This window comes from Paenarthrobacter sp. NPDC090520 (genome assembly GCF_044769205.1).
Lineage (GTDB): Bacteria > Actinomycetota > Actinomycetes > Actinomycetales > Micrococcaceae > Arthrobacter.
Window position 1 is genome coordinate 1 of the sequence record NZ_JBIVXM010000040.1, and the last position, 12741, is coordinate 12741.

Annotated in this window: 11 protein-coding genes; 7 read left to right on the forward strand and 4 right to left on the reverse strand. The window is 65.2% G+C overall.

Annotated elements, in window-relative coordinates; all coding sequences use genetic code 11:
- Positions 1 to 112: 112 nt before the first annotated feature.
- Complete coding sequence (locus tag ACIQTZ_RS23605) at positions 113 to 1699, reverse strand: PucR family transcriptional regulator (protein WP_402984725.1); 1587 nt, start codon at positions 1697 to 1699, stop codon at positions 113 to 115.
- Positions 1689 to 2921 carry an alanine racemase gene (gene alr, locus ACIQTZ_RS23610; RefSeq protein WP_402984728.1) on the reverse strand — a complete coding sequence of 411 codons (1233 nt, stop codon included), beginning with the start codon at positions 2919 to 2921 and terminating at the stop codon, positions 1689 to 1691. Before alr ends, ACIQTZ_RS23605 begins: the two co-directional genes overlap by 11 nt.
- Positions 2922 to 3117: 196 nt before the next feature.
- Here alr and ACIQTZ_RS23615 point away from each other — a divergent pair, with 196 nt between their 5' ends.
- Both ACIQTZ_RS23615 and ACIQTZ_RS23620 read left to right on the forward strand, forming a co-directional pair.
- A complete protein-coding gene (locus ACIQTZ_RS23615; protein WP_402984746.1) occupies positions 3118 to 4548 on the forward strand; it encodes an amino acid permease in 1431 nt (476 codons plus the stop codon).
- On the forward strand, positions 4545 to 6242 hold the full coding sequence (locus ACIQTZ_RS23620) for a flavin monoamine oxidase family protein (protein ID WP_402984731.1): 1698 nt from the start codon (positions 4545 to 4547) through the stop codon (positions 6240 to 6242). The genes ACIQTZ_RS23615 and ACIQTZ_RS23620 overlap by 4 nt, the downstream gene beginning before the upstream one ends.
- Before the next feature lie 71 nt (positions 6243 to 6313).
- Here the strand turns inward: ACIQTZ_RS23620 and ACIQTZ_RS23625 are convergent, their stop codons facing one another.
- Both ACIQTZ_RS23625 and purU read right to left on the reverse strand, forming a co-directional pair.
- Positions 6314 to 6835: a gamma carbonic anhydrase family protein gene (locus ACIQTZ_RS23625; RefSeq protein WP_402984734.1), complete on the reverse strand. Its 522-nt coding sequence runs from the start codon at positions 6833 to 6835 to the stop codon at positions 6314 to 6316.
- 88 nt (positions 6836 to 6923) lie between these two features.
- A complete protein-coding gene (purU, locus tag ACIQTZ_RS23630) occupies positions 6924 to 7772 on the reverse strand; it encodes a formyltetrahydrofolate deformylase (RefSeq protein WP_402947073.1) in 849 nt (282 codons plus the stop codon).
- A gap of 236 nt (positions 7773 to 8008) precedes the next feature.
- Between purU and glyA the strand changes: the two genes are divergently transcribed.
- From glyA to ACIQTZ_RS23655, 5 genes are all read left to right on the forward strand, one after another.
- Entirely contained in the window at positions 8009 to 9301 is a 1293-nt protein-coding gene (gene glyA, locus ACIQTZ_RS23635; protein ID WP_402984737.1) for a serine hydroxymethyltransferase, read from the forward strand.
- A gap of 8 nt (positions 9302 to 9309) precedes the next feature.
- The gene (locus tag ACIQTZ_RS23640) at positions 9310 to 10203 is read left to right on the forward strand and encodes a bifunctional methylenetetrahydrofolate dehydrogenase/methenyltetrahydrofolate cyclohydrolase (protein WP_402984740.1); all 894 of its coding nucleotides are present in this window, start codon (positions 9310 to 9312) and stop codon (positions 10201 to 10203) included.
- Between the two features lie 104 nt (positions 10204 to 10307).
- Positions 10308 to 11480: a sensor histidine kinase gene (locus ACIQTZ_RS23645; protein ID WP_402984742.1), complete on the forward strand. Its 1173-nt coding sequence runs from the start codon at positions 10308 to 10310 to the stop codon at positions 11478 to 11480.
- On the forward strand, positions 11477 to 12142 hold the full coding sequence (locus ACIQTZ_RS23650) for a response regulator (RefSeq protein WP_402984744.1): 666 nt from the start codon (positions 11477 to 11479) through the stop codon (positions 12140 to 12142). Before ACIQTZ_RS23645 ends, ACIQTZ_RS23650 begins: the two co-directional genes overlap by 4 nt.
- Before the next feature lie 141 nt (positions 12143 to 12283).
- On the forward strand, positions 12284 to 12601 hold the full coding sequence (locus ACIQTZ_RS23655; RefSeq protein WP_402947063.1) for an SHOCT domain-containing protein: 318 nt from the start codon (positions 12284 to 12286) through the stop codon (positions 12599 to 12601).
- Positions 12602 to 12741: the final 140 nt, after the last annotated feature.

Below are 12741 nucleotides of genomic sequence, written 5' to 3' on the forward strand. Positions count from 1 at the left end.
GGAACGACCGGTCCCACCCCTTCATCTGGACCAAAACCCCAGAACAAATCCTCGCCAAAGCCAACCGCTTAACTACTTCAGACACGCGACACTAGGTGGTGCCCATCGAGCCTCAGTCAACCAGCGAATCCACATACTGCAACGCGATCCACAGCTCCGCGCGAATCTGTGCTGCGTTGAGGTCCATGTCCAGCAGTTCCCCAACAACACCCACCTGCCGCCGCACGCTGTTCCGGTGCAGGCCGAGCAGTTTGGCTGAGGCGTCCCAGCTGCCGTTCTCGGTGAGCCAACCGCGCAGCACCGACAGCAGGGGATCGCGACGTTCCGGTTCCAAGGCCAGCAAGGGAGCCAGGACGCGTGACGCCAGCATGGTCCCGGCGTCCCTGCCAAGCAGCCCTGTCACAGACCACGTCACCTCATCCACGCGTGCGCTGACGCCCGTTGAAAGCACGCGTGCGCGGAGAGTGCTGACTCGTTGGTAGGCTGCGGCCAGCCCGTTGAGCTCGGTAGGTTCGCCGATCACCAGGCGCCAGCCGAGTTTCTCCACATCGGCGAGCAGCGGGTCGTCCACGCGCAGACGGGTGATGGCGGCGAACCCGTAGTCCGTGATTTCCACGAGCTTGGTGTCGAACAGCCGACGCCACTGCAGCACTTCCCGCACGGGCCCATCGTCCACGGAGCCATCGACTTTGATGCCTTGGACCACCCGCATCTGGCCGGATCGCGTGGAGGAGAGGCTTTGGGCCAGCAGATCCTTCAAACCGTTCACGTGCTTGGTCCCGCCCGAAGCCAAGGACTCGGGATGGAGCAGCATGGCGGTTGCCAGCTGGCTCGGTGCCAAGGATCCGCTGGTCCGCTGCCGCACCAACAGCTCCAACAATCCCACCGCCGACTGCACCACGTTGTTCTGCGCAGGCGTCAGCGGCACATCCGAACCCAGGATCAGCGCGCCGAGGTTCGCATCCTTCGTACTCCGCAGCGGATGGCCGAACACCAGCGCGGACCCCGCTTCCTCAAACCCATCCATTTCCACCCGCGGCCCGCTGCCGGACAGCAACCGTTCCAGCATGGGTGCCAGCAAGGAATGCTCGACGCCGGTGCTGCCGCCGGCGCTGTTGCCGCGGGCGCGGACCCGCCCGTCCGCACCCACAAGGACCGCCCACACGGGAACCCGCTGGACCAACGCCGCGAGCAGTTCGTGCTCCGGCCTGGGGGAGAGCACGGCCCGCATGAGTTGCCGGTTGGTGTCGGCAAGTTGCCGGAAGACCCGGGCGTTGTCCGTTTCAAGGAGCTGCGAAAAGGACAGCCCGATCGCGGCGAACGGCAGGGACTCCGGGACTTCGAACAACGTGAGGTTGTGCGTCCGGCAAGCGTCAAGCAGGACATCGGGAACGGCGTCGAAATAGGGCTTGATACCAAAGCCCAGCGCAGCAACCTTGGCTCCCACCAGCCGCCGAACGTAGGCGTCCACCTTCGCCGCCGAGCCACCCTTCCCCAGGAAGGGCAACCCGGCGGTGAGCAGGAATTCGCCCTCCGGCAGATAGGGAGTTGGATCCTCAAGCTCACTCGGCTCCACCCATCGCAGCAGGGTGGCGCCGCTGCCGCCGTCGTGAAGTGTCTTCAACTCCGGCGGCAGCTGCTCCAGGAACTGCTCAAGCGTGACGAAACTCAGGCGGGCGCTCGCGGGCTCAGGCAACATGGCCCTGCCCGGCGTCTGCCGGCTCCTGGTAGTCGGGGCATTCGAAAGCGCTCATCTGATAAGCGCGGGGGAGGCGGGGCGCGATCCGGTTGATGATCTCGTCGCCGTGGCTGCCTATCGCGGCTCCCCAGTCGTCGGCACTCGCGGCCCCGCTGGCCGGATCGCCGAACAGTACAGCGGTGTCGCCGACGTCGATGCCCGTGGCGTCAGGGCCGAGGTCCACCATGAACTGGTCCATGCAGACCTTGCCGATCACGGGAACACGACGCCCTGCGATGTTTACCACGGAACGCCCGGTGATGCCTTTCGGGATGCCATCCGCGTAGCCGAGCGGGATGAGGCCAAGGTAACGGGGCTCGTAGGTGATGGCCTGGTGTTCGTAGCTGACGCCCGTACCAGCCGGAACTTTCTTGACCATGACCAATGGCGCGGTGGCACTCAGGGCGGGTCGCAGCCCGAAATCCGCTGGATCCAGGTGGTCGGCGGGGGCCAAGCCGTAGATCGCCAAGCCTGCACGGACCATATCGAAGTGGAATTCGGGCCGGTCCAGGATGTTGGCGGAGCTGGAAACGTGCCTTAGTTCGGGGGAGAGTCCCGCGTCCCGTGCCTGCTGGACGGCGTCCTCGAACTCCGAGACGGCGGCCGCATTGCCCGGGTGCGCGGGGACATCCGCCCAAGCCAGATGGGTCCAGATGCCACGGACCCGCAGTGTGCCATCGAGCTCTGCCTGACGTGCCCGGGCCACCAGTTCGGGCCAATCCTCCTTGCGCGCGCCGCCGCGGCTGAGGCCGCTGTCGAGTTCCAGATGTACGACGGCGGGACGGCCCAAGCGGCCGGCGATGCCTTCCAGCACCTCCAGCTGATGGACGCTTCCCAGGGACACGTCGATGTCGTTTTCGAGTGCTTCGAGGATGGTGGCGCTGGTCTGGGATGCCAGATAGAGCCAGGACAGAATCGGGGCCGTGATTCCTGCTTGGCGCAGTGAAATGGCTTCGGACAGCTGGGCCGTGCCGAGCCAGTTGGCTCCTGCTTCGACCGCCGTGCGGGCCACCTCCACGAGGCCGTGGCCGTAGGCATTGCCCTTGACTACGGCCATGAACGACGGCGCTTCAGTGCGCTTCTTCAGGACTTTGATGTTGTCTGAAATCGCAGACAGATCGACGGTGACCTGGCCGGAAAGGACCGCCGGAGTGGGCGATGATTGATGTGCATTACGTCTCATGGATGAACACTATAGGTCATTTTGCACCAGCTTGAGAGGTGGCTCACATGACAGTCTTGAAGCGGGGAAACCGACCAACTACTCAGAAGGGACGTCAACGGTGACTGTGCCTGTGAATACCCAAGACCCGACTCCGGCGAGCCTGGCCCGGCCTGGCCTCGGAGCCCAGTTGCTGCGCCGCAAGCCCATTACCCAGATGGTCAGCGAAGCCGGAAGCAGCGAAGGTGGCACGCCCCTGGTCCGCAGCTTTGGTGTCCTGCAACTGACCATGATCAGCGTCGGGGCCACGCTCGGCACGGGCATCCTGGTGATCCTGGGCGAATCCGTGCCGCTGGCCGGCCCCGCCATCTGGATCTCCTTCGTCATTGCTGGCCTGGCGGCGTTGTTCTCCGCAGTCTCCTACGCCGAGATGGCGGGGTTGGTTCCCGTTGCGGGCTCCAGTTACTCCTATTCCTACGCCACGATGGGCGAGGGGATGGCATGGATCTGCGGCTGGTGCCTGGTGCTCGAGTACGCCGTGTCCGTGGCCGCAGTGGCCGTGGGCGCAGGCCAGTACGTCAATGAGACGCTCGCTGCATTCGGGCAGGTACTGCCGGATGCCATGAGCCAGCCGCCGGGTGACGGGGGAGTGGTGAACGTTCCAGCGATGGTGATCGTGGTGCTGGCCATGGTCCTCCTGGTTCGCGGAGCCCGTGAAAGCGCTTGGATCAACACGGCCGTGGTCATCATCAAGGTGGGCATCCTGTTGTTCTTCTGCGCCGTGGCCTTCACGGCCTTCAATGCCGGAAACTTCGAGCCCCTCCTCCCTATGGGCGCAGCCGGTGTCTCCGCCGCCGCATCCAGTGTCTTCTTCTCCTATATCGGCTTCGACGCTGCCTCTACGGCCGGCGAAGAGGCACGCAACCCGAAGCGGGACCTTCCCCGGGCCATCATGCTGTCCATGGTGATCGTCACCAGCATCTACGTGCTGGTTGCTGTCGCCGCGATCGGGGCACGCCCCTGGAGTTGGTTCGACGGCACCGAGGCTGCTTTGGTGCAGATCCTGCACGAAATTACCGGGCAGCCTTGGATTGCACTGGTCTTCTCCGTTGGGGCAGTGCTTGCCATCGCCAGCATCGTGTTGACTGTCCTCTACGGCCAGACGCGCATCCTGCTCTCGATGTCACGCGACGGCATGGTGCCCAAAGTGTTCGGCCGCGTCTCCCGCCGCACCGGCACTCCGGTGGCCGGGACGCTGATCGTGGGTACCGCCGTCGCGCTGACCGCCGGCTTGGTTCCACTGGGTGCGTTGGCGGACGCTACCAGCATCGGCACGCTGTTTGCCTTCGCGCTGGTGAACGTCGCCGTGATCTATCTGCGCCGCAACCGTCCGGATTTGAAGCGAAGCTTCCGGGTTCCGCTGTACCCGATCACGCCAGTGCTGGGCACCCTCATGTGCGCCTACCTCATGGCCAACCTCGGTGCCGATACCTGGATGGTCTTCGGCATGTGGATGCTCGTGGGCATCGCCATCTACTTCGGCTATGGACGCCGGAACTCCAAGGTAGCCGCGCTCAGCGAGCAGGACTACCGTGAACTGACCACCAGGGCCGTGAGCCCGGAACCTGTGAAAGCAGACAACGCATGACCATCGCCACAGAACTACCCACCGACCCGTCCGCCGTCATCCCGGCGGAGGCTCCCATCACCATGCTGAACCCGGACTTCCCGTTCAGCTACGACCATTACCTGGCACATCCCGAAGGTCTGGGCTCGGTCCCCGAAGAACGCCTCGGAACCGAGGTGGCCGTGATCGGCGCAGGCCTCTCCGGACTGGTCACCGCCTACGAACTCATGAAGCTCGGCCTGAAGCCGGTCATCTACGAGGCCGACCAGATCGGTGGCCGCCTCCGGACCGCGAGCTTCCCCTCAGCCCCCGGCGTGGTGGCAGACCTCGGCGGCATGCGGTTCCCTGTTTCCGGCAAGGCCTTCTACCACTACGTGGACCTCCTGGGACTGGAAACCCAGGACTTCCCCAACCCGTTGGCTCCCGTCACCTCCAGCACGGTGATCGAGTTGGCCGGGAAGAAGCACTACGCCACGACGCCCGAGGACCTTCCGGCTTTCTTCCACGAAGTTGCAGATGCCTGGAAGGACGCCATTAAGGACGGCGCCGCCTTCACCGAGATGCAGGACGCCATCAAGGCCCGCGATACCAAGCGCATCAAGGAACTCTGGAACGAGCTCCTGCCCCAGTTGGACGAGCAGACCTTCTACGGCTTCATCGCGGCGAGCAAGTCCTTCAAGGACGCAGGCTTCGCGCATCGTGAGGCGTTTGGGCAGGTCGGTTTCGGCACGGGCGGCTGGGACACCGACTTCCCCAACTCCATCCTCGAAATCCTTCGCGTCGTCTATACGGACGCAGATGACCAGCACCGCCTCATTGCGGGAGGAGCCCAACGGCTCCCCGAGGCACTGTGGAACCACGCGCCGTCGGGCATTAAGCACTGGCCGGAAGGCACCTCCCTGGCGTCGCTGCACTCGGGTTCGCCGCGCGGTGCCGTGGACAACATCCGCCGGGCGGACAACGGTGACCTGGTGGTCCGGGAGAGCTGGGGCCGCGAAGCAACCTATCCAGCCGTAGTGACCACGTGCCAGTCGTGGCTGCTGTCTACCCGGATCCACACCGAAGAGGCACTGTTCCCGTCGGAGCTGTGGACGGCAATCGAACGCTCGCATTACATGCAGTCGTCCAAGACGTTCGTGATGGTGGACCGTCCGTTCTGGAAGGACATCGATCCGGAAACCGGCCGCGAAGTGTTGTCCATGACGCTCACCGACCGCCTCAACCGCGCCACGTACCTGCTCGACGACGGCCCGGACAAGCCCGCGGTCATCCTCCTGTCCTACACATGGAACGATGACGCCCTGAAATGGCTCGCCCTCAGCGCCGAAGAACGGGTGAAGCTCATGCTGCACTCCCTGGAACAGATCTACCCGGGCGTGGATATTGCCAGTCACATCGTGGGCCAGCCGATCACGGTTTCCTGGGAAGCGGACCCGAACTTCATGGGTGCCTTCAAAGCCAACCTGCCCGGACACTACCGGTACCAGCAGCGGCTGTTCACGCACTTCAAGCAGGACAAACTGCCGGAGAGCCAGCGCGGCATTTTCCTGGCGGGGGACGACGTGTCCTTCACCGCCGGCTGGGCCGAGGGTGCTGTGACCACCGGACTGAACGCTGTGTGGGGCGTGGTGAACCACCTCGGCGGTTCCTCCGCGGCCGGCAACCCGGGTCCGGGTGAGCTGCTCGACGAGCTCGGCCCGGTATCCCTCGATTAAGGACGTTGCGGGGCCTGCTCTCCGCGCTAAATCGCTCGTTTAGCGCGTCGAGCGGGCCCCGCATCTTTGCTCTAAGCGCCGTGCATTTCCCGGTGCACGGCAGCGAGTTCCTTGTAGTGGGCTGCGTTGTGCTTCACACCCTCAAACTCCTCATCCGTAAGCTCCCGCCGCACCTTGGCCGGCACACCCGCAACCAGGGAACGCGGCGGAATCACCGTGCCCTCAAGGACCACGGCTCCGGCGGCGATGAGGGAACCCGAGCCGATCACGGCTCCGTTGAGGATGGTGGCGCTCATGCCGATGAGGCAGTCGTCCTCCACAGTGCAACCGTGCACTACGGCGCTGTGGCCCACGGAGACGCGCTCGCCCACAGTGCAGGGGAACCCGGGGTCGGCGTGCAGGACCACGTTGTCCTGGAGGTTGGAACCTGCGCCCACCTTGATGGCCGCTGTGTCCGCCCGGACGGAGACGCCGTAGAAGGCGCTGGAATCCTCGGCCAGCGTGGCCTTGCCAATGATTGAAGCCGTGGGCGCCACGAAGGCCGTGTCATGGATGGCCGGGGTGTCCCCGGCGAAAGTGTAAGAGGGAGCCATGACCCCAGCTTAGTTCCCAACTGGGTCGCATTTGTGCGCGTTTTGAGGGCTCAAAACGCGCACAAATGCGATCTAGTTGGGTAGGAATTTAGTTGAACACCACGGTCCGCGTGCCATCCAAGAGCACCCGGTGCTCGGCATGCCACTGGACGGCCTGGGTCAGGGTGCGGCCCTCCACGTCGCGTCCCATCTGCACGAACTGGGCGGCCGTCCGGGCGTGGTCCACCCGGATGACTTCCTGCTCGATGATGGGTCCCTCGTCCAGGTCCGCAGTGACGTAGTGGGCCGTGGCGCCGATCAGCTTCACGCCGCGTGCGTGTGCCTGGTGGTACGGCTTGGCGCCCTTGAAGGACGGAAGGAACGAGTGGTGGATGTTGATGGCCCGGCCGTTCAGTTCCCTGCAGAGATCGTTGGAGAGCACCTGCATGTAGCGGGCCAGCACTGTCAGCTCAATATCGTGCCCGGCGATCAGCTTCAGGAGCTCCGCCTCGGCCTGCGGCTTGGTTTCAGCGGTGACCGGGATGTGGTGGAAGGGGATGCCGTAGAACTCCGCCAACGACTCCAGGTCCCGGTGGTTGGACACAATGGCCGGAACCTCGATGGGCAGGGTGCCGGCACGCTGCTGGAACAGGAGGTCGTTGAGGCAGTGCGCGTCCTTGGAACACATGATGATGGTCCGGACCTTTTCGCCTACGGGGTTGATCTGCCAGGTCATGCCGAAGGATTCTGCGACTGGCCGCAGCGCGGCGGCCAGTTCCGCCTGGGGGCTCGACGTCGTTGCCTCCACCCGCATGAAGAAGTTGCCTGTGCTGGGGCTTCCGTACTGCTGCGAATCGGCGATGTTGCAACCTGCGTCAAGAAGGGCTCCGGCGACGGCATGGACAATGCCGGGGCGGTCAGGGCAGGAAAGGGTCACAACAAATGCGGAGTCAGTCACATGACCAAGCCTACCTGTGCGGCGTTGTTGTACTGTTAACGGGTCGCGACTGGCGTTGGGTGGACTACCACCAGGGAGCGGCAATCACGAAGACCACGGATCGTACGCCTGGGCCGAGGGTCATGTCTTACCGCTGCAGCACGTGACCTATGCCTCCCGTAACGGAGGGGACGAGGCAATGCCGCTGCCGGTAGCCTGACCTGTAGCACCACCCATTCCCTAGCCAGGAGATCTCCGTGACTACCACCACTTCAGCGTCTGTCAGCAACCAGTCGCTCGCCGAACTCGATCCCGAGATCGCAGCAGTCCTCGACCAGGAGCTTGGCCGCCAGCGCGGCACCCTGGAAATGATCGCCTCCGAGAACTTCGCCCCCCGCGCAGTCATGGAAGCCCAGGGCTCCGTCCTGACCAACAAGTACGCCGAAGGCTACCCGGGCAAGCGCTACTACGGTGGCTGCGAATACGTGGACGTCGCTGAGCAGCTCGCCATCGACCGGGTCAAGGCACTTTTCGGCGCCGAGTACGCCAACGTCCAGCCGCACTCCGGTGCACAGGCCAACGCCGCAGCGTTGTCCGCCATGATCACCCCGGGCGACAAGATCCTGGGCCTCTCCCTGGCGCACGGTGGGCACCTGACCCACGGCATGAAGCTCAACTTCTCCGGCAAGCTGTACCAGGTTGCGGCCTACCAGGTTGAAGAAGACTCCTTCCGCGTGGACATGGACAAGCTCCGCGAGCAGGCCATCGCCGAGAAGCCGCAGGTCATCATCGCCGGGTGGTCCGCCTACCCGCGCCACCTGGACTTCGCAGCCTTCCGCTCCATCGCTGACGAGGTTGGTGCGCTGCTCTGGACGGATATGGCCCACTTCGCCGGCCTCGTCGCAGCGGGCCTGCACCCGAGCCCGGTGCCGCACTCCGACGTCGTGACCTCTACGGTGCACAAGACCCTGGCAGGCCCGCGTTCCGGCGTGATCCTGGCCAAGGAACAGTACGGCAAGAAGATCAACTCCAACGTCTTCCCGGGCCAGCAGGGCGGCCCGCTCATGCACGTCATTGCCGCCAAGGCCGTTGCCTTCAAGATCGCCGGCAGCGACGAATTCAAGGAGCGCCAGGAGCGCGTCCTCGAGGGTGCCACGATCATCGCTGACCGCCTCAACCAGTCCGACGTTGCCGAGGCCGGCGTGTCCGTCCTCACCGGCGGCACCGACGTCCACCTGGTCCTCGTGGACCTGCGCAACTCGCAGCTGGACGGCCAGCAGGCCGAAGACCTCCTGCACTCCGTGGGCATCACCGTGAACCGCAACGCCGTTCCGTTCGACCCCCGCCCGCCGATGGTCACCTCCGGCCTCCGCATCGGTACGCCTGCCCTGGCTACCCGCGGATTTGGTGCCGCTGAGTTCACGGAGGTTGCGGACATCATCGCAACGGCGCTGAAGTCCGGCTCCGCCACCAACGTGGAAGCCCTCCAGGCCCGCGTCGACAAGCTCGCTGCCGACTTCCCGCTGTACCCGCAGCACGAGCAGTGGTAACCCGCGGAATGACACAGTCCACCGCACAGATCCTTGACGGCAAGGCCACCGCCGCTGCCATCAAGGCCGAACTGACCGAACGCGTTTCCGTCCTCGCCGGCAAGGGCATCGTTCCCGGCCTCGGCACCATCCTGGTGGGCTCCGATCCTGGAAGCACCTGGTACGTCGGCGGGAAGCACAAGGACTGCGCCGAGGTGGGCATCCAGTCCATCCGCCGCGACCTGCCCGAGGACATCAGCCAGGAAGACCTCCTGAAGGTTGTCCGGGAGCTCAACGAAAACCCGGAGTGCACGGGTTACATCGTCCAGCTTCCCCTGCCCAAGCACATCGACCAGGACGTCATCCTGGAAGCGATGGACCCGGACAAGGACGCTGACGGCCTGCACCCCATGAACCTCGGCCGCCTGGTGGCCAACGTGAACGGCGAGATGACGTCGCCGCTTCCCTGCACGCCGAAGGGCTGTGTGGAGCTGCTCCGCCGCCACGGCATCGAACTCAAGGGCAAGCGCGTCCTGGTGGTTGGTCGTGGTGTCACCATTGGCCGCCCCATCGGCCTCCTGCTCACCCGCAAGGAAGTCAACGCCACGGTAATCCTGGCGCACACGGGAACGGTTGACCTGCCCGCCGAACTCCGGCAGGCCGACGTCGTGATCGCCGCTGCCGGCGTGCCGCACATGATCAAGGCCGAAGACCTCAAGCCTGGCGCAATCGTGCTCGACGTCGGCGTCAGCCGCGTGGACGACGGGAACGGCAAGGCTGTGGTCACCGGAGACGTGGACCCGGCAGCGGCCGACGTCGCCGCCTGGCTGTCCCCGAACCCGGGCGGCGTGGGTCCGATGACCCGCGCGATGCTCCTGGCCAACGTGGTGGAGAGCGCCGAGCGCCAAGCCGGTATCGCCTGAGAAAACGCTAACAAGACGCTAACAAGACGCCTACTCCTCCGGGAGTAGGCGTCTTGCTCCGTTACGAGGACGCCCTTTGTCCTACGTCCGTCTACTCTCGATGTATGCGCCTTAATCAAGGCCCCTTACTTTCCGAGGGACCTCCACGCCGTTTCAACGGCCCACCCACCAGTTTCATCGTCATCACGGTCGCCGTCATCCAGGTGGTGGGCACGCTGTTTTCCGCGAGCCACCAGGAGGCGGGCAGGCCGCTTGACGTGTTCGGCATCCTGCTCCTCCTGGTGGGCCCGGCGGGTTTGGCTTTCCGCAGGCGTTCCCCGGAGCTGATGTTGCCGCTGGCGCTCGTGGCCACAGGCATGTACCTCGCCTGGGGCTACGCATGGGGTCCGATCGTGCTCTCGCTGGCTCTTGCCATTGTGCTGACCGCCGCTGCAGGCCTGCGCTGGCAGGCATGGTTGGGAGCCGGGCTTGCTGCCGCCGCCGTGGTGGCCGGAGCCGTGATGGCCGGCGACGATGGGTGGCCTTTCCGCGCCTCGGCAGGCGTGGCGTGGGCCGCGATCCTGGTGATCCTGGGGCAGGGCATCCGGCGGCGCAGCGAACGCTTTGCCGAGTACCGGCGGCGGCGCGAGGCCGCGGCCAAGGCCGAACGGGACAATTACCGCCTGACCCTCGCCCGCGACATCCACGACGTCGTGGCGCACTCGCTGTCCATGATCAACGTCCAGGCCTCCGTGGCCCTGCACCTGGGCACGGAGGATCCCTCGAAGCTTAGGCCTGCTTTGGAAGCCATCAAGACCGCCAGCAAGGAGTCCCTGACCGAGGTCCGGCAACTCCTGGGTGTGCTGCGCGAGGACGTGCCTTTTGAGCCTGCGGCGGCGACCACGTTGGACCGCGTTTCCGAGGTGGTCCAGCGGGCGGAGTTGGGTGGGCTGCAGGTGCGGCTGGACGACGAATCAGACCATTCCGCCATCGGTCCCGCCCAGCAGGAAGCGGCCTACCGGATCATCCAGGAGGCCCTCACCAATGTGGGCAGGCACTCAGGTGCCCAGTCCGCCGTCGTGCGTTTGCTGGTCCGGAAGGGCACCGAAGGCGCCGTGCTCACCGTGCAGATTGACGACGACGGCGCGGGCATGGGCCTCTCCGTCCCCGGAAACGGGCTCACGGGGATGCGGGAGAGAGCGGCGGCCCTGGGTGGCACGGTCACCCTCTACGAACTGACGCCCGGGTTGCGCGTGCATGCGCTCCTGCCCCTGCCCGCAGAAGGCGGCCAGCCGTGATCCGCATCCTCCTCGCCGATGACCAAACCCTCATCAGGGCAGGCTTCCGTGCGCTCCTGGACGCCGAACCGGACATGGAGGTGGTGGCCGAGGCCGGCACGGGAAAGGACGCCGCACGGTTGGCGGCACGAGACAAGCCGGACGTGGTCCTCATGGATATCCGGATGCCGGACGACGACGGCCTCACCGCCACCCGCCGCATCCTCGCCAACCCGGCACTCTCCGGCACGCGGATCATCATCCTCACCACGTTCGAACTTGACGAATACATCGCCGAGGCCGTCCGCGCAGGTGCTGCCGGCTTCCTGGTGAAGGACACCGAGCCTGCCGAACTGATCCGCGCCGTCCGCGTGGTGCACGACGGCGATGCCCTCCTCTCGCCCTCGGTGACGCGGCGGATCATGGCCCAGTTGGCATCGCACAGCCGGGCTGCGGGAGAGTTGCCCAAGCTGGACCAGGTCACGGAGCGGGAACGCGAGGTCCTGGCGCTGGTGGGTGAGGGGCTGAACAACGCGGAGATCGCCGGGCGGCTGTTCATCACGCCATTGACTGCCAAGACGCACGTTTCCCGGATCATGACCAAGCTCATGGTCAGGGACCGCTCTCAATTGGTGGTCCTCGCGTATGAGTCAGGGCTTGTAAAGCCCGGATGGAGCACCTGAGCCGACTCCCTGCGGTGTACGGCCGGCCACCAAGGTGACTCCCGACGGCGGACGCCCCACCGGCCGCTGAACGGAAGACTCGAACCAGAGCCGAAAGACGGTTCGCGCCGGGCACCGGCGCAGAGAGTTTGGATCACTGACATGTTCACCGCATTGACTTCACTCGTCGGGGAGACCACGCTCGGGGGAGCCTTGGCACACGTGCCGGCCACCGTCGTCGCGCATGGTCCATGGGGTGACGGCGCCTACTGGCCGTTCTTCCTGATCTTCCCGCTGTTCTGGATCCTCGTGATTTTCCTGTTCATCTTCGTGGGCCGCCGGGCATGGCGCCGCAACCACAACTGGGTCGCGACCCAGGGCGCGGAGGGTGTGCTGCGTGAGCGGTATGCCCGTGGGGAAATCGACGAAACCGAATTCCGGCAGCGCCTGGAGGTGTTGCGCTCGCAGCGGCCCGCGTGACCCCCAGCCTGCGTCACCCTCCCCAACTGACTGGCAGTTGTGGTTGTTTTGAGGGGGCGGTTTCTAGCGGTTATCGCAACAGGAAGGTTCTGATCATCTCATTTGGGGTGCAGAAGTCGAATCGTTGGCGGGGTCTGTCG